Annotated in this window: 20 protein-coding genes; 7 read left to right on the top strand and 13 right to left on the bottom strand. The window is 72.7% G+C overall.

The features are described from left to right. Window positions 1-7: 7 nt before the first annotated feature. From ACSRUE_RS00065 to ACSRUE_RS00075, 3 genes are all read right to left on the bottom strand, one after another. On the bottom strand, window positions 8-1,066 hold the full coding sequence (locus ACSRUE_RS00065) for a FecCD family ABC transporter permease (protein WP_441289232.1): 1,059 nt from the start codon (window positions 1,064-1,066) through the stop codon (window positions 8-10). 8 nt (window positions 1,067-1,074) lie between these two features. After that, window positions 1,075-1,968: a type III pantothenate kinase gene (locus ACSRUE_RS00070; RefSeq protein WP_441289233.1), complete on the bottom strand. Its 894-nt coding sequence runs from the start codon at window positions 1,966-1,968 to the stop codon at window positions 1,075-1,077. A gap of 101 nt (window positions 1,969-2,069) precedes the next feature. After that, window positions 2,070-2,711 carry an O-methyltransferase gene (locus tag ACSRUE_RS00075; RefSeq protein WP_437762019.1) on the bottom strand — a complete coding sequence of 214 codons (642 nt, stop codon included), beginning with the start codon at window positions 2,709-2,711 and terminating at the stop codon, window positions 2,070-2,072. 93 nt (window positions 2,712-2,804) lie between these two features. Here ACSRUE_RS00075 and ACSRUE_RS00080 point away from each other — a divergent pair, with 93 nt between their 5' ends. Next, window positions 2,805-3,521 carry a hypothetical protein gene (locus ACSRUE_RS00080; RefSeq protein ID WP_441289234.1) on the top strand — a complete coding sequence of 239 codons (717 nt, stop codon included), beginning with the start codon at window positions 2,805-2,807 and terminating at the stop codon, window positions 3,519-3,521. Between the two features lie 80 nt (window positions 3,522-3,601). Continuing rightward, entirely contained in the window at window positions 3,602-4,036 is a 435-nt protein-coding gene (locus ACSRUE_RS00085) for a hypothetical protein (RefSeq protein WP_441289235.1), read from the top strand. A 24-nt stretch (window positions 4,037-4,060) separates the two neighbouring features. On the opposite strand, the gene ACSRUE_RS00090 is transcribed toward ACSRUE_RS00085, so the two are convergent. Then, window positions 4,061-4,951, bottom strand: coding sequence for an SDR family oxidoreductase (locus ACSRUE_RS00090; protein WP_437762022.1), 891 nt, complete (start codon window positions 4,949-4,951; stop codon window positions 4,061-4,063). A 352-nt stretch (window positions 4,952-5,303) separates the two neighbouring features. Between ACSRUE_RS00090 and ACSRUE_RS00095 the strand changes: the two genes are divergently transcribed. Continuing rightward, window positions 5,304-5,882, top strand: a complete 579-nt coding sequence (locus tag ACSRUE_RS00095; RefSeq protein ID WP_437769911.1) for a protoglobin family protein — start codon at window positions 5,304-5,306, stop codon at window positions 5,880-5,882. Window positions 5,883-5,991: 109 nt separating this feature from the next. On the opposite strand, the gene ACSRUE_RS00100 is transcribed toward ACSRUE_RS00095, so the two are convergent. Both ACSRUE_RS00100 and ACSRUE_RS00105 read right to left on the bottom strand, forming a co-directional pair. Next, window positions 5,992-6,207, bottom strand: a complete 216-nt coding sequence (locus ACSRUE_RS00100; RefSeq protein WP_441289236.1) for a hypothetical protein — start codon at window positions 6,205-6,207, stop codon at window positions 5,992-5,994. Window positions 6,208-6,602: 395 nt separating this feature from the next. Continuing rightward, entirely contained in the window at window positions 6,603-10,022 is a 3,420-nt protein-coding gene (locus tag ACSRUE_RS00105) for a DUF2126 domain-containing protein (protein ID WP_441289237.1), read from the bottom strand. 356 nt (window positions 10,023-10,378) lie between these two features. Here ACSRUE_RS00105 and ACSRUE_RS00110 point away from each other — a divergent pair, with 356 nt between their 5' ends. Both ACSRUE_RS00110 and ACSRUE_RS00115 read left to right on the top strand, forming a co-directional pair. Further along, complete coding sequence (locus tag ACSRUE_RS00110; protein ID WP_441289238.1) at window positions 10,379-12,262, top strand: serine/threonine protein kinase; 1,884 nt, start codon at window positions 10,379-10,381, stop codon at window positions 12,260-12,262. Window positions 12,263-12,272: 10 nt separating this feature from the next. Beyond that, a complete protein-coding gene (locus tag ACSRUE_RS00115; protein ID WP_441289239.1) occupies window positions 12,273-13,352 on the top strand; it encodes a hypothetical protein in 1,080 nt (359 codons plus the stop codon). Between the two features lie 61 nt (window positions 13,353-13,413). On the opposite strand, the gene ACSRUE_RS00120 is transcribed toward ACSRUE_RS00115, so the two are convergent. From ACSRUE_RS00120 to ACSRUE_RS00150, 7 genes are all read right to left on the bottom strand, one after another. Further along, window positions 13,414-14,427 (bottom strand): MvdC/MvdD family ATP grasp protein, encoded by a 1,014-nt coding sequence (locus tag ACSRUE_RS00120; protein ID WP_441289240.1) that lies wholly within the window; start codon window positions 14,425-14,427, stop codon window positions 13,414-13,416. Continuing rightward, window positions 14,424-15,377, bottom strand: coding sequence for an MvdC/MvdD family ATP grasp protein (locus ACSRUE_RS00125; RefSeq protein ID WP_441289241.1), 954 nt, complete (start codon window positions 15,375-15,377; stop codon window positions 14,424-14,426). The genes ACSRUE_RS00120 and ACSRUE_RS00125 overlap by 4 nt, the downstream gene beginning before the upstream one ends. 23 nt (window positions 15,378-15,400) lie before the next feature. Then, window positions 15,401-15,595 (bottom strand): hypothetical protein, encoded by a 195-nt coding sequence (locus ACSRUE_RS00130; protein ID WP_441289242.1) that lies wholly within the window; start codon window positions 15,593-15,595, stop codon window positions 15,401-15,403. A gap of 254 nt (window positions 15,596-15,849) precedes the next feature. Further along, window positions 15,850-17,631 (bottom strand): ABC transporter ATP-binding protein, encoded by a 1,782-nt coding sequence (locus ACSRUE_RS00135; protein WP_441289243.1) that lies wholly within the window; start codon window positions 17,629-17,631, stop codon window positions 15,850-15,852. Window positions 17,632-17,800: 169 nt separating this feature from the next. After that, window positions 17,801-18,874: a hypothetical protein gene (locus tag ACSRUE_RS00140; RefSeq protein ID WP_441289244.1), complete on the bottom strand. Its 1,074-nt coding sequence runs from the start codon at window positions 18,872-18,874 to the stop codon at window positions 17,801-17,803. Between the two features lie 233 nt (window positions 18,875-19,107). Then, on the bottom strand, window positions 19,108-20,202 hold the full coding sequence (locus tag ACSRUE_RS00145; RefSeq protein ID WP_441289245.1) for a hypothetical protein: 1,095 nt from the start codon (window positions 20,200-20,202) through the stop codon (window positions 19,108-19,110). Between the two features lie 17 nt (window positions 20,203-20,219). Then, window positions 20,220-21,752 (bottom strand): RNA polymerase sigma factor, encoded by a 1,533-nt coding sequence (locus ACSRUE_RS00150; protein ID WP_441289246.1) that lies wholly within the window; start codon window positions 21,750-21,752, stop codon window positions 20,220-20,222. 125 nt (window positions 21,753-21,877) lie between these two features. Between ACSRUE_RS00150 and ACSRUE_RS00155 the strand changes: the two genes are divergently transcribed. Beyond that, a complete protein-coding gene (locus ACSRUE_RS00155; protein ID WP_441289247.1) occupies window positions 21,878-22,570 on the top strand; it encodes a DNA-binding protein in 693 nt (230 codons plus the stop codon). Window positions 22,571-22,650: 80 nt separating this feature from the next. Further along, window positions 22,651-23,241, top strand: a complete 591-nt coding sequence (locus tag ACSRUE_RS00160) for a Uma2 family endonuclease (RefSeq protein WP_441289248.1) — start codon at window positions 22,651-22,653, stop codon at window positions 23,239-23,241. The last annotated feature ends 176 nt before the right edge of the window (window positions 23,242-23,417 follow it).

A 23,417-nucleotide genomic window follows, 5' to 3' on the forward strand; every position in this document is an offset into this window, starting at 1 on the left:
CGCGCCCTCACAGGCGCGGCGAGCGCCGCAGCAGCACGAGGAACATCGGCCCGCCGAGCACCGCGGTCACCGCGCCCACGGGCGGCTCCGTGCCGAGCCACCGGAACAGGAGCCGCGCGACGAGGTCGCACGTGGTGAGCAAGACCGCGCCGGCCACGAGCGACAGCGGCAGGAGCCGCCGGTGATCCGCGCCGCAGAGCCGGCGGACCGCGTGCGGGACGATCAGCCCGACGAAGCCGATGAGGCCGGTGCGGCTGACGATGGCGCCGACGATGCACGAGGACGCGAGGAAGACCCGGCGCTCGACGGCGCGGACGTCGACGCCCAGGGTCCCGGCCGACTCGTCGCCGAGCGAGAGGAGGTTCAGCCGCGCGGCGTCGGCGAGGAGCACGGCGCAGCCGACGGCGACGTAGGCGGCGACACCGAGCAGGGCCGAGGTCGTGGGCAGCTCGACGAAGCCGATGAGCCACCGGAGCAGCTGCTGGGCGCGCGACGGGGAGACGAGCGTCTTGAGGAAGGAGATGAGCCCCGCCGCGATGGAGTTCACGATGACGCCGGCGAGGAGCATCGAGGCGCCGGAGGTGCCCTCGGCCGCGCCGCGCGCGATGGCGTAGACGAGCACCGTCGCGACGAGGCCGCCGGCGAGCGCCGCCGCGGGCAGGAGCGTGGCGCCGAGGACGGTCGTCGCGCCGACGCCGAGCGCGATCGCGACCGCGGCGCCGAGCGCGGAGCCGCCGGAGACGCCCAGCACGTACGGCTCGGCCAGCGGGTTCCTGAGCAGCGCCTGGAACGCGGCGCCCACGGCCGCGAGGCCGGCGCCGGAGACGGCCGCGAGGAGCACGCGCGGCAGACGCACGTCGATGAGGAGGGTCCGGTCGAGGCCGGGCTCGGCGACGGCGCGCGCGATCGAGACGGGCTCGGAGCCGAGGAGGACGGCGAGGAGGAGCGAGAGCACGAGCGCCGCGGGCGCCGCGGCGAGGACGAGCGCGCGGCGGAGGCCCCGGCCGGGCGCCGGCGGCGCCGGGAGGGAGGGCGCGCTCGCTCGGCGCGGGGCGCGGACGGACACGGGCGACGTCAATCCTGGCCGCCTCCGCGCGCCGCGGGGGGCAGGGTGGCGGGCCCGCTGTTGCGCTCGGCGTTCCGCTCGTAGATGAGGCGCAGCCCGCTGAGCGTCAGGTCGTCGTCGACTTCCTCGATGGTCTCGGTCTGCGGCGCGATGAGCTGCGCGAGGCCGCCCGTGGCGAGGACCCGGCACGGGTAGCCGAGCTCCCGCCGGAGGCGGCCCACGAGCCCGTCGACGAGCCCCGCGTAGCCGTACACGATGCCCGACTGCATCGAGTGGACGGGGTTGCGGCCGACGACCCGGGGCGGGAGCGCGATCTCGACGCGGGACAGCCGCGCGGCGCGGGAGAAGAGCGCCTCGGCGCTGATCTGGATGCCCGGCGCGATGACGCCGCCCAGGTACTCTCCCTTCGGGGTCACGCAGTCGAACGTCGTCGCCGTGCCGAAGTCGACGACGATGACGCCGGCGGCGGCGTGATCGCCCCGGTCGGGCTCGGCCGCGTGCGCTCGCGCCGGCGCGGAGCGGGGCGCGGGCTGCCGCCGCCCCCACTCGTGCGCCGCGACCGCGTTGACGATCCGGTCGGCGCCGACCTCGCGCGGGTTCTCGTAGAGGATGGACATGCCGGTCTTGATGCCCGGCCCCACGACGAGCGGCTCGATCCCGAACGCCCGCTCGACGAGCCCCACCATCGTGTCGGTCAGCGTCGGCACGACGCTCGCGACGATCGCGCTGTCGATGCGGGCGAGGTCGACGCGGCGGAGCTCGAGCATCTGCCGGACGAGCACGGCGTACTCGTCCGAGGTGCGGGAGCGGGCGCTCTCGCAGCGGAGGTGGTGCTGGAGCACCTCGCCCTCCAGCACCCCGAAGCTGATGTTGGTGTTCCCGACGTCGATGGCGAGCAGCATGCTGGCCCGACTCTAGCGCCGCGCGCCCGGGATCCGGCCAGGATTTCGGACGCGCCGCCGGCGCTCGCGGCGCGCTGCCGCACGCCCGCCGCGCCCGGCCTTCAGCGCTTGCGCGCGAGCGTCACCCCGTCGCGCACGGTGAGCATGACCTTCTCGACCCGGGGATCGCCGAAGACGAGATCGTTGAAGGCGGCGATGGCGCGGCCGTCCGCGCTCTCGGGGGCGAGGACCTCGCCGCTCCAGAGGGTGTTGTCGGCGACGATCAGCCCGCCGCGGCGGAGGCGCGGGAGGGCCTCCTCGTAGTAGGCCGGGTACCGCTCCTTGTCGGCGTCGATGAACACGAGATCGAAGGCCGGGCTCGCCGGCATGGCGCGGAGGGTGGCGAGCGCGTCGCCGAGCGCGATCCGGATCTTCCCGCCGTGCTCGCTGCGATCGAAGAACGATCGGGCGATGCGGGCCACCTCGGGGTCGCGATCGCACGTGATGAGCTCGCCGTCCGGCGGGAGCGCCTCGGCCATGCTGAGCGCCGAGTAGCCGGTGAACGTCCCGATCTCGAGCACCCGGCGCGCCTGCATGAGCGCGACCAGCATCCTGAGCAGGGAGCCTTCGACCCGCCCGACCTGCATGACCGCCCTCGGCTCGTGGGCCAGGGTGAACTCGCGCAGCTCGTCGAGGAGCGCGGGCGGCGGCTCGGAGTGGTCGTGAACGTAGCGATCCAGCTCTGGATTGACGATAGCGATCATGGCGAGGTTCCTCGGCGGGGCACCGTAGCATCGGTGCGCGCTCCCTCCGCACCTCACCTTGAGCCGCCGGCGGCCTTCGCGGTAGCGTCGACCATGGCCTTCTCTTCCTGGAAGACGTGCGCCGCAGCGGCGCTCCTGGCGGCGGCCTGCAGCTCGACGGACGGCAGCCCCGGGACGGGCGGCGCTGGCAGCGCCGGCCCGGGCGGCGCTGGCGGCGCTGGCGGGAGCGCGGGCGGCGCTGGCGGCGCTGGCGGGAGCGCGGGCGGCGCGGGCGGCGCTGGCGCTGGCGGGGGGGCGAGCTCCACGACGGCCGGCGGCGGCGCGGGGGGAGAGGCGGTCTACGACTGCGCGTCGCTCGGCGATCCGTGCACGACATGCCTCGCCCTGCGCTGCCAGGAGAGCTATTGCGCGTGCCAGCGGAGCGCGGAGTGCGCCGCGCTGGGCAACTGCCTCCTCGGCTGCGCGGCGGAGGACGTGGCTTGCGAGCAGGCGTGCCTGACGGCGCACCGGGCGGGCATCTCGGGCATCTTCCTCGAGGGCGGCTGCGCGTCCGAGCGGTGCAGCGCGCAATGCCCATCGCGAGACGCGCTGTCCCCTTGCGCGTCCTGCCGGCTGGCAGGGTGCGCAGCCGAGATGAACGCGTGCATCGCCGAGCCGTCGTGCAGGGCAATGCTCACGTGCGTGGATACGTGCCGTGCGGACGGAGATGGCTGCCTGGAGGTGTGCTCGGCGATGCACGCGGACGGCGTGCAGGCTGCCGGGGCGGTCTTCGCATGCGAAGAGGCGCGGTGCGGGGCGGATTGCGAGTGACCGGTGAGCCGCCGCGGGCCGGCATGCCGCGCGGCGCTGCCGGGGTCGACGCCTTGGGCGAACAGGCATACCATTCCGTCGTGGCCTTCCACGGATTGCGCGAGATTGAGCGGGACCCGTACGCGGTCGTCCATCACGACCCCGCTCAGCAGCTCGTGCTCATCAAGCGAACTTCGCTGAGCTATCCGAGCATCGCGGCGATCGAGCTGAGCTTCGAGCGCATCGATCGGTCGCTCGAGGCGATCGCCAGGCGGCGCACGCTCCTGCTCGTCGACGCCCGCGACGCACCGCTGCGCAACGACGCCGGATTCGAGAATGCGTTCGCGCACTGTCACACGCGGCTGACGCAAGGTTTCAAGAAGACCGCGGTCCTCCTGAAGAGCGCGACCGGGGTGCTCCAGCTCGGCCGGCTTTCGAAGGGCTATGAAAAACCGATGGGCATCTTCACCCGCCCCGAGGACGCGCTCCACCACCTCGGCGTCAGCGTCGACCTGAAGCAGCTCACCGCTCCCTGACGCGCCCTCCACCCCCAGAGCGGCTCAAGAGAGCGGTTTGCCGCCGGTTACGCCGAGGACCTCGCCGTTGACGTAGCTCGCCTCGTTCGAGGCAAGGAACACGAACGCCGGGGCGAGCTCGGCCGGCTGCGCCGGGCGCTCCATGGGATGATTCTTGCCGAAGGTGGCCACCTTCTCCTTGTCGAACGATTGCTGGATGAGCGGCGTCCACACGGGGCCGGGCGCGACGACGTTGACGCGGATGCCACGCTCGATGAGGTCCTTCGCCAGGCCCTTGCTGAAGGTGACGATCGCCCCCTTGGTGGAGGCGTAATCGAGGATATCCGGGCTCGGCTGGTACGCCTGGATCGAGGCGACGTTGATGATCGAGCCGCCTTCCTTCATGTGCGGCAGCGCGTACCGGATCATGTGGAACATGGCCAGGATGTTGACGCGGAAGGTGCGCTCGAGGCGCGCAGCGTCGATGTCCTCGAACCGCTCGACGGCCTTGCCCTGCTCCGCCGCGTTGTTCACCAGGACATCGATGCGCCCGAATTTGCGCGCCACCTCCTCGACCACCTTCCGGCAATGGGCCTCGTCGGCCAGGTCGCCGGGTAACGTGAGCGCCTCGCGCCCCGCCTCCTTGATGACCCGCGCCGTCTCCTTCGCGTCCTCGTGCTCGCTCAGGTAGGAGATCGCCACGTGGGCCCCCTCGCGGGCGAACGCGAGCGCGACGGCGCGGCCGATCCCGCTGTCCCCTCCGGTGATCAGCGCGATGCGGTCCTTCAGCCGGCCGAGCCCCTTGTACGACGACTCGCCGTAATCGGGCCGCGGCTCCATCTTGGCTTCGATTCCGGGACGCTCCTGTGTCTTGCCCTCGAAAGGCGGCTTCGGGCCCGCGCCTTTCGGATCCGCTGTCGGTCCAGTGTTCTGCATAATAACCTCCTCCTGACGCTGCGCTGTGGGGAGAGGCGAACGCGCTCCCACCGAACCCTGGCCATAAGAGCGGCGGCGCAGCCCAGCCATCGGTGGCCGCCTGCTCTCCAGATCGGAGCTCGCCCTACACCTGCGCAGCGACCAGCGAGCGGCGCGCGCCGTCGGCCCCTCGCCGGGCGCTCCCGAGCGGACACGGCGGCAGACATCTCTCGCAGACGGCGCGCGCCCCTGTCGCGCGGTACCGCCGCGGCCTGTCACGTCGAGGCTTGACAGGCGACAGCCGGTCCGGTGTCTTCACCCTGCGCTGTCTCGCGGCACGCCGCCGGCGAAGACGCGGAGGAGAACCGTCGTGATGAAACACGTCGACGAGAGCCGTCTGGAGTCAGATCTCGAATATCGGTTCGGGTACCTCATCGAGTTTGTCGGCTTCGGCGAGGCGGACATCGCGGCGATCCACGGCGCCGCGCCGCACCTCGCCCCGCGGGTCGACGCGCTCGTCGACGCGGTGTACGAGAAGCTGTTCCTCTACGACGCCACGAAGCGCCACTTCGTGCCGAAGCAGCACGGCTACGAGGGGGCGCCCCCGGCCGACCTCGCGTCGCTCACGCTGGACCACGAGCAGATCAAGTTCCGCAAGCAGCACCTCTCAGGCTACCTCGTGCGGCTCGTGACCCACCCGTATGATCCGAAGATGGTCGCCTACCTCGACATGGTGGGGAAGATCCACACCGCGAAGGCCGGCAATCCCGAGGTCGTCGTCCCGCTCGTGCAGATGAACGCGCTCATGGGCTTCGTGTCGGACGCCCTGCTCCAGACCATCCTGTCGCTGGGCCTCGACCGGGAAGCCGAGGTGCGCACCCTCCGCGCCTTCAACAAGCTGCTCTGGCTCCAGAACGACCTCCTCGCGCGCCACCACCTCTCGGCGGCCTGATCCCCCTCCCCTTTCCGGCCACGCGCCGCCCGCCGGGGCGGACCGCAGCGGCGGGCTGTGCGCCGGCATCCCGGGGGCGGCGGCGCGTCGAGCGGACGGCGCGGCGCGCTCAGATGCAGAGCGAGTCGCAGTCGTGATCTTCTTCGCACGCCGAGACGCAATCGCCGTCGTCGTCGCACGCCGAGATGCAATCGTCTCGATCCGTCGAACACGCCGTGATGCAGTCGTCCCCCCCTTCGTCCTTGTCGTCGTCCGCGTCGACGAAACAGCCGGCGGCCAGGGGAATCGTGGAGACCAAGAGCACTGCAAGCACCTTGCGCAACATGGATTGTCCTCCTTCGTGGTGTACTGTCCGCATGCGATGCAGGGGACATCGAACACTCAAGCAGGGGGCGTACCAACCGCTGTTCTGACGCGACTCACCCGTCGGGCCGCGGACCTGGAGCGCCGTTATGCCGCGCAGAGCGAGCTCGGCGCCGGAGCTCCGGGGCCCCCGGGCGCCCCGGCCGGCGGACGTGGGGTATCCCGCGAGAAGGCAAATCGCCACAGCGGAGGAGGCCATGGCGGCGCTCGGCGCCCGCGGCGCCGGGGTTTTCCGCGCGGCGCGCCGGGCGTGCGCGCCGGGCCAAAGTGTCACACCCGGCTCGACCGTGGGCGACGGGCCTCCGTCCAAGGGAGCCTCCGGCCGCGCCGGGTCTCACCGGCGCGCGGCCCCGCGGCTCACCCCTCGTCCTCGGCCTTCTGCGGCTTGGGCGGCGGCCGGTCCACGGCGTAGCGCCGCAGATCCAGCGTGTAGGGCGCGTCCCCGTGGGCGATCGCCTGCTTCGCGGTCACCGGCCAGGGCGTCGGCCCCTCGATCGTGAACCGCTGCGCGCGCCGCGCCGACGCCTCGAACCGCGTGAGCGGCGCGGCGTCGAAGGCGCGCCCCTCGGGGTGCCACACGTGGTAGGCGCACGCGCCGATCGAGCGCTTGCCCCACGTGTCCAGGATGTCGATGTGGACCGGGTGGTGGATGCCGATGTGCGCGTGCAGGCTGTGCGGCGGCGCCCAGGCGCGGAACCGCACGCCGCCCACGTGCTCTCCCGCCGTCCCCGTCGGCCGGAGCGGCAGCACGTGGCCGTTCACGAGCACCGTGTGGCGCTCCGGCGTGAGCCCCTGCGCGCGCACCTCGATGCGCTCCATCGACGAGTCCACGTAGCGCGACGTGCCCGTCGTCGTCAGCTCCTCGCCGAGCACGTGCCACGGCTCGATCGCGTTGCGCACCTCCAGCACCACGTCGCCGGCGTGCAGCGTGCCCACCACCGGGCAGCGCAGCTCGATGAACGGCCGGTACGCGTCCGCGGGCAGGGCGAGCCCGCGCTGCTTCAGGTGATCGAGCACGTCCTCGAAGTCGCGCCACAGGTAGTACGGCAGCAGGAAGCGGTCGTGCAGCGCCTGGCCCCAGCGCACGAGCCGGCCCGTGTACGGCTCCTCGGCGAACGAGGCGAGCAGCGCGCGGACGAGGAGCGCCTGGGCGACCGCCATCCGGAAGTGCGGCGGCATCTCGAAGGCGCGCAGCTCGACGAGCCCCTGCCGGCCGTGCGCCGTCTGCGGATCGAACAGCTTGTCGATGCTCACCTCGGCCCGGTGCGTGTTGCCGGTCATGTCCACGAGCAGGTGGCGGAACAGGAGGTCCGAGAGCCACGCCGGCTCGTTCTGACGGCGCTCGAACGCGCGCGAGAGCGCGATCTCCAGCTCGTAGAGGTTCTCGTGGCGCGCCTCGTCCACGCGCGGCGCCTGCGACGTCGGGCCGACGAAGAGGCCGGCGAACATGTACGAGAGCGACGGGTGGTGCTGGTTGAACGTGAGCAGGCTGGCCAGGAGATCCGGCCGGCGCAGGAAGGGGCTCGAGAGCGGCGTCGGGCCGCCGAACGTGAGGTGATGGCCGCCCCCGCTCCCCGCCATGCGCCCGTCGATCAGGTATTTCTCGCAGTGCAGGCCGCTGTGGAGCGACGCGTCGAACACCGTCTCCAGGAGCGACGCGTACGCGCGCACCCCGTCGGAGGGCGGCAGGTTCACCTCGAGCACGCCCGGGTCCGGCGTCACCGAGAAGCGGAGCACGCTCGCGCCGGACGGGGGCGGGTACCCCTCGAGCAGCACGTCGATGCCCGTCTCCTGCCGGGTCGCGTCGATCGCGGCGATGAGCTCGAAGAAGTCGGCCGGCGCGAGGAACGGCGGCAGGAAGACGTGGACGATGCCGTCGCGCGTCTCGACGCAGAGCGCCGTGCGCACGCCGTAGCCCGATCGCCCCGCGGCGGGGGCGGCGCGCTGGGGGTGATGCGCGGCGCGCTCGCCGTCGTGGGCGTGCCGCTGGGCCGCGCGCGCGCGCGCCGTCTCGGCGTGCTCCGGGTCGCCGTCGCCCTCCAGGAGCTGGACGCGGCGCTGCCTCTCTTCCTCCTCGCCGGCCTCGGGCTCGCCGCGCCGCGGGTCGGGCGGCGACACGAGCTCCTCGATCGGCGGCGGCGGGGCCACCGCGACGAGCGAGCGGAGCGGGAGGCGCAGGCCGATGGAGCTGTCGCCCGGGAGCAGGAAGAGGTGCCCGCGCCGGAAGCCCCAGCGCTCGCTGATCCACGACCCCCACTGGCGCGCGAGGGGCAGGACGAAGCCGACCTCTCGCCCGAGCCCGCGATCGAGGACCCGCGCGAGGCGCCGCCGCTCCTCCGGGTCGTCGAGGTTCGCCTTGAGCGGGTCGACGTCGGTGGGCAGGCTCGCCTCGTCCTGGAGGTGGCGCCAGGGGTCCTCGAGGGCCGGCATCACGAAGTCGGCCAGCCCGAGCCGCGCCGCGAGCGCGCCGGCGAACTTCCGCGAGAGCTCGACGCCGCGCCCGCGCGACGCGCTGGTCGCCGGATCGGCGTGGCGCGCCTGGGACATCTCGGTCCAGATCGGGACGCCGTCGCGCCGGCCGATGATCTCGAGCGCCCAGCGGGGCAGGCTCTCTCCGGGGTAGTGCTTGCCGGCGCGGAGCAGCAGGACGCCGCCCGGCGTGATGCGGCGCCGGAGCTCGTGCGCGAGCCGGAGCCCTTGCGACCACTTCGTCGGGCCGAGCGCGCCCTCGCACCACTCGGGCGCGTCCGGGTACTCGCGCGAGTTGAAGGTCGGCTCGCCGCCCATGGTCAGGGAGAGGCCCGCGGCGGCGAGCCGCTCGTCCGCGCGATCGGCCACCGACAGGAGCTCCTGCCACACGGGCTCCTCGTAGGGCGTGGTGGGCCGCGGCTCGTGGCCGAGCCGCCCGACCTTCATCTCGAAGGTCACGTCGGTCGCGCGCGTGTCGCTCGTGCCCTCGACCGGCGCCGCGAGCGCGGGCGAGGCGGTGCAGGCGAGCGGGATGTGGCCTTCGCCGCAGAGCAGGCCGCTCGTCGCGTCGAGGCCGATCCAGCCTGCGCCGGGGAGGTAGACCTCGGCCCACGCGTGCAGGTCGACGACGTCGCGGCTCACGCCGCGCGGCTGGTCGGGGATCATCCCCTCGTCCGTGAGCTGCACGAGGTAGCCGCTCACGAAGCGCGCGGCGAGCCCGCGCGACCGGAGCGCCGCGATGAGCAGCACCGCCGAGTCGCGGCAGCTGCCGCGGCCTTGCGCGAGCGTCTCCTCCGGCGTCCAGATGCCGGCCTCCTCGCGGATGACGTACTTGATGCGCCGGTTCACGGCGGTGTTCAGCGCGACGAGGAGCGACACGGTGTCGCCCTTCGAGGGCAGCCCGGCGAGGAACTCGTCGAGCAGCGGGCCGCGGGCGAACGACGGATCGGCGCTGTCGAGGAAGGGGGCCAGGTCCTGCTTGAGCTCGGCGGGATACGCGAACGGGACCTCCTTCGCGCGCTCGTCGAGGAAGAAGTCGAACGGGTTCACGGGGCGCACGCTGACCGCGAGCTCGACAAGGACGTCGAAGTGAGCGACGCGCTCTCCCGCGGGCAAGAGCACCCGCGCGACGTGGTTGCCATACGGGTCCTGCTGCCAGCGCGCCGCGATCGGCGGGTCGATCTTCAGGCTGTACGACTCGATCTTCGCCTTCGCGTGCGTCGCGGGCCGCAGCCGGATGAGCTGCGGGCCGAGCGAGGCGGGGCGGGGATAGGTGTAACGGGTCCGGTGCTGGATGAGCAGGCGCACGGTGGTTTGTCTCCGGGGGTGGCCCTATCCAACCAGAAGTGCCCTCTTCCGTCTCGCCTTCCGTGACGCGCGTGAGGCGCGCTGCGCGAGCGTTTCGAGGACGATTCGGCCAGGGATCGACGGCGTGGCGGCGCGTGGGCGCGAGCGCGCAGCGACGCGAGCGTCCGACGGCGCGACCGCGCGGCGGCGCGGCCTCGCGGCGGCGCGCGCCGTGTGACGAATCGACCGTGCGGCGGCACAAAAACCGCGTGCTGCGACGCCTTTGGCGCCGTTCTGTCCGCCTCGCCACGCCGCGCCCCGACACCGGCGCCGCCCGCGCTTGCCGTCCGAGGGCGAAGCGGTGATCATCGCCCGCTGTGTCGGGTTCGGAGACGAAACAGCCCTCGCTGCCCCCGGTCGAGCCGGGGACGGTGCTCGCCGGCAAGTACCGCGTGGAGCGGGTCATCGGCCAGGGCGGCATGGGCGTGGTCGTCGAGGCCCGCCACGTCGTGCTCGACGAGCGGGTCGCCCTGAAGTTCCTGCTCCCCGAGTTCACCCAGCACCCCGAGGGCTCGGCCCGCTTCCTCCGCGAGGCGAAGGCCGGCATGAAGATCAAGAGCGAGCACGTCGCCCGTGTTTCGGACGTCGGCACGCTCGAGAACGGCGCGCCCTACATGGTCATGGAGTTCCTGATCGGGAGCGACCTGGCCCGCCTGCTCCGCGATCAAGGCGTGCTCGGCATCGAGGACGCGATCGACTACATCGCGCAGGGCAGCGAGGCGATCGTCGAGGCCCACGGGCTCGGCATCGTCCACCGCGATCTCAAGCCGGCGAACCTGTTCCTGACGACGCGCGTCGACGGCTCGCCGCTCGTCAAGGTGCTCGACTTCGGCATCTCCAAGATGGCGACCGGAGGGGTCGACGTCCTGACGGGCACGGACGCGGCGCTGGGCTCGGCCCTGTACATGTCGCCGGAGCAGATGCGGCAGACGCGCTCGGTGGATCACCGGACGGACATCTATGCGCTCGGCGTCTCGCTCTACGAGCTGCTCGCCGGCAGGCAGCCGTACTTCGCGGAGACGCTGCCGCAGCTCTGCGCGGAGGTGCTGACGGGCACGCCGACGCCGCTGCGGGAGATCCGCCCCGACGTGCCCGCCGCGCTCGCGGCCGTGCTGGAGAGGTCGTACGCCCGCGAGCGCGAGCACCGGCACGCGTCGGTCGCCGAGCTCATCGTGTCGCTCGCGCCGTTCGCGCCCGCGCGCACGTACCCGACCCTGGCCCGGATCGCGCGCATGGGCGGCCTGTCGCTGCACGCCGCGCTCCCCGGCGGCCAGCGCGCGTCGCAGCCGTCGTTCCCCGCCGTGGACTCGAGGCTCCCTGGCCCGGCTGCGCGCGAGCCGTCGTGGCCGGGGCCCACCTCGTATCCCGCCTGGCAGCGCGACACCGCGCAGCCGCGCCCGCCGACGCCGCTCCCCCACGGGACGTCGTTCCCGCAGGCCCCGTCGCCCATCGCCCACGCCTCGACGCCTTACCCGCACCCGTCGTCGCCGTTTTCGCACGCCCCGTCGCCGGGCAACGGCGCCTTCGGGCCCCGCCCTGCCGAGGACGGCAGGCCGAGCCCGGTCCCGCCGAACGGCTTCCCGGCGCCCACGCCGCAGCAGCACATCGTCCCCGGTCCGTACAGCGCGCCGATGAGCTCCCGCGCCGCCGCGACCTTCGCCTCGTCGACCCACCTCGGGATCTCGTCGGACGGGCGCCGGATCCCTGGGCTATCGGTCTCCCCGTCCGCGATCCTCGCGATCGCGCTGATCTCCGCGACCCTCCTCCTGGGGCTCATCGTCGGCAGCGTCTACATGCTCCGCCGGGGCGGCGCCGACGGGGCGGAGGGCACGGCGGCGACGCCGACGGTCGCCGTGAGCGCGCCGGAGACCGCCGCGCCGGCGCCGGCGCCGACCCCCGAGCAGCCCGCGCCTGCCGCCGGGACGACGACGCCGGACGGGCCGACGATCCGACCGACGGCGGCGGCAGTCGACGCAGCGACCACGGCGGACACAGCGGCGGCGAGCGCCTCCGCGGCCGCGAGCGCCCCCGCGCCGAACGCCGCGGCGGCCGCGAGCGCCCCCGCGGCGTCGCCGAGGACGGCGCCCACGGCCACCCGGGGCGGAGCGCCTGCGGGGCGGACCACGCCGGCCGCCCGCCCGACGCAAGCCGCGACGACGCAGCGCCCTCCGAAGGGCATCGACCTGAACGACCCGCACTGAGCCCACAGCCATGATCCCCTCGACAGTCCATGCCCCCCGCGCGCTCCGTCGCGCCCGCCTCGCCCTCGCCGCGGTCGTGCTCGGCTCGGCCGCCCTGTTCGCGCCCTCCGGCGCTGCCGCGCAGGGCGCGGGCGGCGATGCGACGCTCGCCCAGACGTTGTTCGAGGAGGGGCGCCGCCTGATGGAGGCGAAGTCGTACGCGCAGGCGTGCCCGAAGCTGGCCGAGAGCCAGCGCCTGCGGCCCGGCACGGGGACGCTGCTCAACCTGGCCCTGTGCAACGAGGGGCTCGGCAGGACGGCGACGGCGTGGGGGCAGTTCAAGGAGGCGCTCTTCGCCTCGAAGAAGGAGGGCAACGCCGCGCGCGAGGCGTTCGCGCAGGAGCACATCGACGCCCTGGAGCCGAGGCTCTCGAAGATCCAGCTCAACGCGGAGAACACGCCCGGCCTGCTGGTCCGCGTCGACGGCGGCGACATCCCCGCGGCCGCGCTCGGCACGCCGATCCCGATCGATCCCGGCGCGCACGAGGTCGAGGCGACGGCGAGCGGCTACACGGTCTGGTCGACGACGGTCCAGGTCGGCGAGAGCGCCGATCTGAAGGCGATCGCCATCCCGAAGCTCCTGCCGGTGGCGCCCACGAGCAAGCCCGCCGGGCCCCAGGCGCCGCCGGCCGCCAGCGGCGGCGCCGGCGCCCGCAGCGGCGGGGGCGGCCTGCAGCCCGCGGGCTTCGTGATCGGGGGCGCCGGCGTGGCGGTGCTCGGCGTCGGCGCCGTGTTCGGCATCCTCGCCGCGGGGCAGGCGAGCGACGCGGAAAAGGACGAAACGCTCTGTCCGGAGAAGCGGTGTACGCCGGAAGGTCGCAAAGAGATCAACGCGGCCGAGACCAAGGCGCTCGTGTCCACGATCGGCGTCGGCGTGGGCGTCGCCGCGCTCGCCGCGGGGGCGGTCCTCGTGCTGACCTCGGGCCCATCGAGGGCGGAGGGCGCGAGCGCCGCGGCGGCACGGCAGGGCTCGCCGGCGCGCGTGCACGCGCGCATCGTGCCGCTCATCGGCCCGGAGGGCGGCGGGGTCGGGGTGCTGGGCGCTTTCTAGCGCCGGGGCGCGGCAGACGCCGATCGGCCGGGGACTGATCGCACCTCCGGGCGGCGAGGGATCACGCGCCCGGCGGCGCCGGGAGATCCGGGAAGCTGCGACGCGCCCCCGGCACGCCCACGAGGACGTCGACGAGGGCGGCGACCATCGGGTGGTGGGGTGGGTTCGCTTCGAGCCAGAAGAACTCGCCGGCCGGGTTGACCTCGAGGAGCACGTGCTCGCCGGCCGGGGTCACGATGAAGTCAGCGGCGCCGTACTGGAGGCCGACCGCGTCCTGGTAGCGGTGAAGGGCGTCCTCGACGTGCCTCGGCAGCGCGTGGTGGCGCCACGCCTCGATGGTCTCGAGCCCCTTCGTGCGCCAGTCGACCTCGGCCCCGGCAAACGTCGGTGAGTCGAGGCGCGCCGCGAAGACCTTGGTGCCGAAGACGGTCACGCGGAGCTCGTAGGCTTTCGGGACCCTCTCCTGGAAGTACATGGGGCAAAGGCGGAGCTGCTCGAGCTTCTCGAGGGTCTCCGGGCGCACCTCGCTCGTCATCACCACCTGGAGCTTTCCGTCGTCCTTCCGGAACGGCTCCGGGCTCAGCATCTTGACGACGGCGCCGTCCGGGCAGCTCGCGAGGAAGGCGCGGGCCGCCTCCGGATCGTTCGTGCCGAGCGTGCGCGGCGTACGAATGCCCGCTTCCCGGAAGATACGCTGCTGCAGCGGCTTGTGGTCGGCGCCGCGGACGCGCGCGTACGGGTCCACCTTGAAGGCGGGGCAGGCGGCGAGCACCCCGTGCAGGAACCGCTCCGTTTCCGCGAGGACCATCCGCCGATGGCCCGGGTGCATGGCCTCTGGCAGCCCGAGCGGGCCATGGTAGCGGCGCGCCCAGATCGCATCGCCCGCCCCGATCGCGTGCCCGCCGACAAGGAAGCGTTCGCCGTCCGGCCCCTGGGCGAAAGAGATTGTCGTCTTCGTCGGGAAGTCCTCCACGTAAAAGACGACCGGCTCGGCGCCGCGGCTTCGGGTCTCGTCGGCCACGCGCTCGATGAAGCGCGGGGCGTCGGCGCGATGGGTCATGAGAAGGACCTTCATGGTTCGTCCTCGTCGCGGAGCAGCGTTTCGGCGAGGGATGCGGCGATCGGCAGGCCGAGCTCCGCCTCGAGCATTCCCCACTCGCCGGTAGGGTTGACTTCGAGAAAGACGGTGTCGCCGTCCGGAGTGAGGATCAGATCGAGACAGCCCTGGCGGAGACCGAGGCGCTTCATGAGCGCCGCGAGCTTCGCCCTGGTCGCGGCCTCGAGCGCGTGCGGCTTCCAGGCGCCCGCCGCCGAGAAGCGCCAGTCGACGTCGGTCTCCTTGCCGTCGAGCGCGCCGGTCCACGCGGCTCCGCCCGCCCAGGCGACGCGGAGCTCGAGGGCCTTCGGGATCGCCTCCTGGAAGATCATCGGCCCCCGGCGGAGCGCGTCGAGGCGCGCGAGGTCCTCGCGGCGGAAGCGGCGCGTCGGAAAGGCGCGGTGCGCCTGCATCCCGACCTCGAGGGGTGCGTGCAGCTTGCACACGACGCGCCCCTCGTGGGCGTCGAAGAGGGCGCGGACCGCATCCGGGTCCGAGGTATACCGCGTATCCGGGATACGGAGGCCGACCGCGCGCGCGCACCGGAGCTGAAGCAGCTTGTTCTCCGCGGCGCGGACGCGGTCGGGCGCGTCCACCCAGCGCCCTTCGAGGAGCGATACCGCCCCGAAGAAGAGCGCGTGTGCTTCGCGGTTCACGGCGGCGCGGTGGGCCTCCGCCATCGTCGGCGCGTCGATGCGCGGCCAGGCCCGCCAGAGCCAGATCGCGTCCGGCCGCACGCGCTCGCCGCGGACCCACACGGTGCCTGGATCGTCGCCGGCGAGCGAGGCCCCGAAGGGCCCGTCGTCAAAGAGCCTGTCGGTATCGAGGCGAACGGGGAGCGCGCCGCGGCGGCGGAGCTCCTCGGCGACGCGCTCGGTCACGAAGGGCTCACGCGCGTGGGAGAGCAGGAGGATTGTCGGTGCGACCACGGTGCTCGGGGATCGCTGCGCGCTCAGGAATAGTCGCAGTAGGGCTTGTACGAATAACAGTCGTCCGCGTCCGACGGGTACTTCTTCGTGCACGGGCTGTCGAGACAGTGATACGTCGGGGCGCCGCCGCCTTCCGCTGTCGGAGTCGGCTGCTCGTCATCGACGAGGAGGTGGGCGAAGAGCGGAGTCGCGTCGTCGTTGTCGTTGGGGTGGGACAAGCTGAATCTCCTTCGGCTCGGACCTTCAGCCCACGAAAAATCGTGGCTGGGTCGAGTCTATCAACGTATGCCCGGAAGGGAGCTCATCGCAAGACTCTTTTTTTCGGTTCCGCGCTCTCGCAGGTTCGCGTGGGGTCGCGGTTTCTCTCCTGTGTTCACGCACCACGCACCACGCACCACGCGTCACGCATAACCGGGCATCGTTCGCTTACACCTCGCACCTCGCACCTCGCACTTCCCAGGTTCCACTCAAGTTACCGATAGCCGGCCGCCTGCAGGCGAAAGAGGGCCGCGTAGCGCCCGCCCGCCGCGAGGAGCGTATCGTGGTCACCGCGCTCGGCGATGCGCCCGCCATCCATCACGAGGATCTCGTCGGCGAGGCGGACCGTGGAGAAGCGGTGGGAGACGAGGATGGCCATGCGGCCTGCGGTCTCCGCCCGCACCCGCTCGAAGAGGGCCGCCTCGGCGGCGGGATCGATGGCCGCGGTCGGCTCGTCCAGGAGGAGCAGGTCGGCGCCTTCGCGGAGGAAGGCGCGCGCGAGGGCGAGCTTCTGCCACTCTCCGCCGGAGAGCTCGACGCCGCCGGAAAACAACTTGCCGAGCCGCTGCTCGAGGCCGCGCGGGAGCCGGCCGACGGCCGGCGAGGCATCGCTGCGGGCGAGCGCGCGCGCGATCGCGTCGTCGGGCACGGCGTCCTCGGCGGCGCGTGGGGCCACGTTCTCGCGGACCGTGAGCTGGTAGCGGACGAAGTCCTGGAACACGACGGCGAGGCGCGCGCGGAGGGCCTCCCCGTCCCAGGCGCGCAGGTCTCGCCCGTCGAGGAGAATGCGCCCCTCGGTCGGCTCGTAGAGACCGGCCACGAGCTTGAGGAGGGTCGATTTGCCGGAGCCGTTCTCGCCGACGACGGCGAGCTTCTGGCCGGGAGCGAGGAAGAAGTCGACGCCGACGAGGGCGGGGCGAGCGGCCCCCGGGTAGGTGAAGCCGACGTTCTCGAAGCGCAGCCCCTGTTCGTCCTGCGCGCGGGCCACGGGAGCGAGCTGCCGCGGAGCGGGGACCGGGAGGTCGAGAAAGTCGTAGAGATTGGCGAGGTACTGCTGGTCCATGTAGAGCCCGCGCACGCCGCCGAGGGCCTGCTTGAGGGCGCCGTCCCCCTGCCGGAAGGTGACGAGCGCGAGGCCGAGGTCGCCGACGGTGAGCGCCCCGGAGAGGGCCCGGAGCGCGACGTAGACATAGACCGTGTAGAAGAGGGCGAGGGCGACGAGGTCCGCGACCAGACCGACGAGCAGCCGCCGTCGCGCGAGCGCCTGATCCTCCTCGAAGACGAGCGTGAAGACGCGCCGCGCGCGCTCGAGGAAGGCGGGCCCCGTTCCGAAGAGGCGCACCTCCTTTGCGTGGTCGTCGCGTGTGAGCACCTGCTCCAGGTAGGCCTGTTCGCGGGCCTCGGTGGCGCGCCGGTTCTGGAGGCGAAAGAGCGCGGTCGCGAAGCGGGTCTCCGTGAGGAAGCTCGGGAGCGCGGCGAGGAGGATCGCGAGCGCGCAGAGCGGCGAGAAGCGGAAGAGGAGCGCCGCGGAGCCGCCGAGCACCGCGAGGGCCTGAGCCACGGCGAAGAGCCCGGCGAGGAGCGCCACCGGACGCCCGACCGCCTCGCGCCGCGCCCGCGAGAGCGCGTCGTAAAAGCCGGGGTCCTCGAAGCAGGCGTAAGGGACCGCGATCGCCTTCTCGAGGATCGACCGCTGGAGCAGAAAGCCGAGCGTGAGGCGGAGGCGCGCGGTCGCGAACTGGTTGAGGCCCCCGGCGACGTAGGTGAGGAGCAGGAGCCCCGCCTCCGCCACGATGCCCGTGATCACCGCGTTTCGATCGCCGTGGGCGACGCCGTCGAGGACCCGGCGGGCGTACCAGGCCATACCGGTCGGAGCGATGCCCGCGAGGACGCCGGCGAGGACCATGGCCGCGAGGGCGAAGGGGCTCGCGCGAGCGGCAAGGGCGATCGTGCGGAAGAGCCCGGAGCGAAACGTGCGGAGGGGCGGTGGCGGCACGAGGCGAAGGGGACGAGCGACGGCCGGAAGCGGCCGTGAGAGCGTGAGGATACTCCCGGGCCGCACGAGGCAGCGGGGATATCCGGATCCCTGGTGAAATTTGGAGGGTAGTTCTTCCTGCCCCGATCGGAGGAGCGAGGTGCCTTAATGACTTCCGGGAATGCCGCGCTCAGGCCGTGCAGCAGAAGGTCGATGGCGCGCTCGCCTCGAGTTCGCCCACCGGCTCGCCCCCGTGCGGCGCGCACGCGCCCGGCTCGACATCCGCGATCACGGCCGACTTGCTCCCCAAGCCGACGCCGGGAGGCGTCACGACGCAGAACGGGACGCTGGAGCTGACGAGGCTCGACGCGAGCAGGTCCGTGCAGGCGGCGTCGCGGTACACGGACGCCATGAGGGTGCACGAGGCGCCGGTCGGATCGCCACAGCCGCAGGGGGTGCACTCGCGGCCGTCGATCACGTCCTCGAAGAAGACGTGTCTGGCGGCGTACCCCTCCGGACAGCCGGCGTCGTCGCCTTCGTGGTAGACGCACGTCAGGAAGCCCGACGGGGCCGCAGGCACGCACGTCGTCGCGTCCTCGCACGCGGTGTACGCGCCGGCGAGGCACGCCCTGGTCCGCGTCGCCCACGGATCGAGCCTGGGGACAGGCGGCGGGGCATCGAGGCGCGGCGTGCATGCGCCGGTCGTGACCGAGGGCGCCGCGATCGTGAGCGACTGCACGCAGGGCTCGCCGTCGCAGAGCTGACCTTCGGGGATCGGGTTCGCCGCGGTGCACGCGCCGTCCCAGCCGTCGGGCGCGGCGAAGGAGGTCATCACGGTGCCCGGCTCGTCGCCGGGGCACGAGGCGGACGATGCGGCCCAGCCGGTGGGGAGCCCGCACGAGGCCTCGGGCGGGTCGCACGCGCAGACCGCGCAGTCCATCGGCGGCTGCTGGAGATCGGCGAAGCCTTCGTAGCCGAGCGTGGGCGCGTCGGCGGGGCAGTCGGGGACGGCCTTAGCCGGGCCGAACCAGAGCAGCGCCGGGCCGAACCAGCCGAGCGGCGCAGGCGGGGCGCACTGGCCGGAGCACAGCGAGCTGTGCATGTCGCCGCCGGCGCCACCCTGACCGCCGGCGCCGCCCTGGCCGCCGGCCGCGCCTTGGCCACCGGCGCCGCCCTGGCCGCCGTCCGCTCCGGCGTCGCGCAATACGCCGCAACCGGACAGATTGTGCTCGATCTCTTCGGGCAGACAGGGACCCGTGATCACAATCGGCTCTTGTTCACAACCAAGACACAACAGCAGGCCTGAGAGAGCCAAGGAAAACTTGCGCATCGCTGCGAACCTACCTGACCGCGGGTCTACGGCGCAAGAGGCGCATTCACGATGCTGCACCATCAGCCCCAGCGCATTCACGGATCCGAACATTTTCTCATCACCACTTGGCTATTCACGTATTTACGGCGCCGCTTCCGTTTCCGTTCGTCTTGTTACCGGATCGCTCAAAAGCTCGCGTGTACACCTAGCCCGAACGCCACAGAGGCGTTCGGTGCGCTCCACAGGGCGCGCTCAGATCCAGGAGCACCTGGATGACGATCGATCGCCGTGTCGATCAGTGTCTGTACGACGTCGGTGTATCCGCTCGTCGAGAAGCTCTCGGAGAAGGGCCAGTCGATGCCGATTCGTGCACCAAGTCCAGCGCGAAGATTCAGCCGCGACGCTCCACCCAACGGGACGTCGGGGGAAGCACGAAGCCTCCCGAACTCGGAGAGGCCGCAGGCGAAAAGAATCTGCCGATGATGGCATAGCGCAGCGTTCGTCGTCAGAAGAGACACCGCCATGGGAACCTTGTCGATGGTCTTCGGCAGCGAAGCGAGCGCACGGACCTCCAGCGCGACCGACCACGCTGGCCAGCGTGCCCCGACCGACAGCGCCGGCCCAGCGGCGAGACCGGGCGTCATCCCGAGGCCCGTCACAGCGCCCAGGCCGGCCACCCAGCGGAAGCGCTCCCCCGTAACCGGCGACGCGCGGCTCCGGGGCGACGCCGTACGCGGCGGAGATGGCGGCGCAGGGGCCGGCTTCGGCGGGCAGGGCCGGTCCGGCGAGCAGGGCTCCTCGGGCGGCGCGGGCGGCGAAGCGGGCTTCGCCGGTGCAACCGGTGGTGCGGGGAGCTCGGCGGCGTCGTCGAGCTGCAAGGCGATGGACACGGCCATGGCGGTGACGAGCACCTTGCAGTCGTCGCGCGCGCTGAACCCGTCGGCCCAGCGTCCGTGGCCGTCGCCATCGCGGAGGAACAGCGATGCGGCGAGCTTGCCGTGCCGGCGCTCGATGGACGCCGTCATCGTGAACGGAGCCTCCGCATCATAGGGGTCGACCCCGCCCATCGCCCGGGCCGTCTCCGCGCGCAGGAACGGCTCGTCCGGGCAATCCTCGGCGCCTGGCCCGCGGATGAGCTCGATCCGCACCCGGAGCGGCGTGGGCTCGGCCCGGACCGGCGCGACCCCGACGGCCGAGATCGCGGCCGCGGCCATCGAGGCGAGCGCCGCGCGGGCCGCCCGCTTCATGCGCGCGCTCTCGGCGTGCGATGTCCGGCGCACGTGCCTCCTCCGCGCGGTCACGGAAGCTTCTGCCCCGCCGCGCCGCCGGCCTGCGTCGCCTGCGCCGCCGCCGCCTTCATTCGCAGCCGCTCGCGCATCAGCTTGAGCTGCCCCTCGGGGAACCGTCGCTCGTGGGCGGCGATGCGCTCCAGCGCGGTCGCCCTGTCTCCTTGCAGCAGCGCCTGCCTGGCGGCGTCGAGCAGCTGCAGCTCGTCGGCGAGCGGCTCTCGATCCTGGGCGGAGGGAGCGTGCTGCTCCAGCGCGGTGCGCTTGCGCTGGCGGAAGGCACTTGCCGGCGCGGCCGTGGGCGCACGAGGGGGTGAAGCATCCTTGTCCGAGATCGCGTCGGTTAGCGGCGCATCGGAGCGCGACCGCCCCCCGGGACCGGTCTCCGGTCGCGTATCGGGGTGGACGGCACGCGAGAGGAGGAGCGGTGTCGCGATCGGGCCCAGGCGGTGGGCCCAGAGGGCCGGCGCCGGCGCGAGCGCGGCGAACAGCGCGGCGCCGCCGGCGCCTGCCGTCGCCAACGCCAGCGCCGCGCGGATGAGTCGGGCGAGCGCCGGGTGGATGAACCGGGCGAGCGGGTGCGCGACGCGAGCGGCGCGCCCGGGTCGATCTGCGAGGCCCTGGGGTCCGAGATCGCTCGGGAGCTCCGAACGGGTCGCGGGCGCGTTCGTCTCGACGATGGCGGAAGCACCGGAGTCGACGGCCGGCGGCGCGACGGCGGAGCGCGAGGAGGTGAGGGAGAAGAACGGGACCATGAGCAGGCCGGACCGGAGCGCGCGCTGCTCCTCGGGGCGCAGGCGCTTCACGGCGGCGCGGTAGTCTTCGCGCGCGAGGCGCAGCCGACTTGCAGCGGTGTTCTCGTTGAGCTCGAGGGAGCGCGCGATCTCGCGCACCGGGATCTCGACCCCATCGGCCATGATCAGGATGGCGCGCCGTTCGGGCGCGATCGTCGCCAGCAGGCGGGTCGCGATCGCGATTCGCTGTTTCGTGGCGATGCGCTGCTCGCTGGTCGGCGCGGCGTCGGTGCCCTCGAAGCACGCCTCGTCCGCGAGGCCCACCGGCACCTCGAGCCGCCGGTAGGTGCGCTCCAGATGGCGCCGGACCTTTCGCCAGGCGATCCCGAAGAGCCAGCTGGACTCGGCTCGCCAGCGCGGGCCGAGGCCGTGCGGGCGCGATGGCCGAGGAGGATTGCGCGGCGCCGGTGGAGGGAGCGACGCGGGGTCGTCCTGCTCCTGCTGCTCCTGGGCGGTGTCCGCGGCGGCAGCTGGCACGGCGGGCACGAAGTCCTGGAGACGCCGCGAGGCGGCCGGCGGCGGTGGGGCAGAGCCGCCCGCTGCGGCGGGATAGGCGGGGTTGTACCGGGGGAGGCTTGTGTAGGCGCCCAGGAGGACCTCCTGGGACAGGTCGTCGATGTCGTCCTCGTCGACGCCGAGGTAGCGGAGCATCCCCGGGAGGACGTGAACGGCGGTCGCGTGCATGGACGTCCAGGTGCTGTGCTGGACCAGGTCGGCGGGAGGAGGCGGGAGGGGAGAGAGAGGGCTCATACTTAGAATTGCGGGGGATTCTTGGGATCGTCACAGAATCGACGCGGGGGCGGGTGCCAAGGGGCGACATCCAGCGCGCCGGGGCCATGCCTTGTCCGCGGGGGGCAGCACGGCTAGAGACGGGAATGCGCAAGACCGTTTCGACTCGCAGCATCGTCTCGATCGCGCTCGCCACCTGCGTCCTCGCGACGACGGCCTGCGGCTCTGACGAAGAGTCGCCTGCTCCGGACGAGGAGGTCGCGGTCGCCATCTCCGAAGCCCGCGGCCTGGCCGAAGGCTCCACGGCGACGGTCGACGGTGTCGTGACCGTCGCGCCCGGCACATTCAATTCGGCGACCGGCGAGCAGGGCTTCGCCCTGCAGGACGACACCGGAGGCATCTACGTGAGCCTGCCCGACGCGCTCGATCTCGACCTCGGTACCCGGGTGCGCGTCACGGGGAAGCTCGGGCAGACGGCCCAGCAGACGGTGCTCAACGCCGAGGCGGCCTCCGTCACGGAGCTCGACGGGACGGGCTCCGTGGAACCGAAGGACGTGATGACCGGCGACGTCGGAGAGCCCGTCGAGGGCCTGCTGGTGCGCGTCAGCGGCAGCGTGACCAAGGCCGTGGAGGACGACCAGCCCTACGGCTTCAAGGTGTACATCGACGACGGCTCGGGTGAGATCCAGGTCTTCGTGCATCTCGTGGACGGGCAACCCGTCATCGACACCGCGTCGCTCGCGGTCGATCAGGACATCACGGTGACCGGCCTCGCCGCGCAATACGAGACGACCTACGAGGTCGCGCCGCGCCTTGCAGGAGACCTCGCGGCGCGATGAGCGAGCCGGCCGACTCGCCGACCCGACCCTGCGCCTCACCGCCTTGCCCCGCTGTGCGCCCCCGGGCAGACTTGGCCCCTATGGGCCAAGCCGCCGAGAAGCAGCGCCGCGCCACGTACGCCGACCTCGAAGCCGTGCCGGCGCACCAGGTGGCAGAGCTCGTCCGCGGCACCCTGCACGTCTTCCCCCGGCCGGCACCGCGACATGCACGGGCGTCGTCCAGGCTGGGCATCAAGCTGGGCGGACCGTTCGACCTGGGCGACGGAGGGCCCGGCGGCTGGCACATCATCGACGAGCCCGAGCTGCGCTTCCCCGACCCGGACGCGCCGGGCGAGCTCGACGCGCTCGTGCCCGATCTCGCCGGCTGGCGCCGCGAACGCATGCCCGAGATGCCCGACACGGCGTACTTCGCGCTCGCCCCGGACTGGATCTGCGAGGTGCTTTCCCCTTCGACGGAGCGCGTCGACCGCGACGACAAGATGCCAATCTACGCACGCGAGGGCGTGCGGCACGCGTGGCTGGTCGACCCGATCGCCCGGACGCTGGAGGTCTACGTGCTCGGCGCGGATCGCGGCTGGGGGCCCGCCGTCGTCCACCGCGACGCCGCCCGCGTCCGCGCCGAGCCCTTCCACGCCGTCGAGCTCGATCTCGCGGTCCTCTGGGCGAGGTGACCTGCAGCCGCGCTGACCTGTCCGAGCCGAGCCCGTCGCCTCTACGCACGCCGCCCGACGGACAATCGGGCTTCGCCGCCGTTGGCCGGCTCACCCCGCGGTACGTGCGCCTCGTCAGCGCTTCGCTTTCGCTCGGTTCGGCACTGCACCTTAGCACTGCCTACTGCGGGAAGTTG

The organism is Sorangium sp. KYC3313, assembly GCF_052075895.1.
GTDB lineage: Bacteria > Myxococcota_A > Polyangia > Polyangiales > Polyangiaceae > Sorangium > Sorangium cellulosum_B.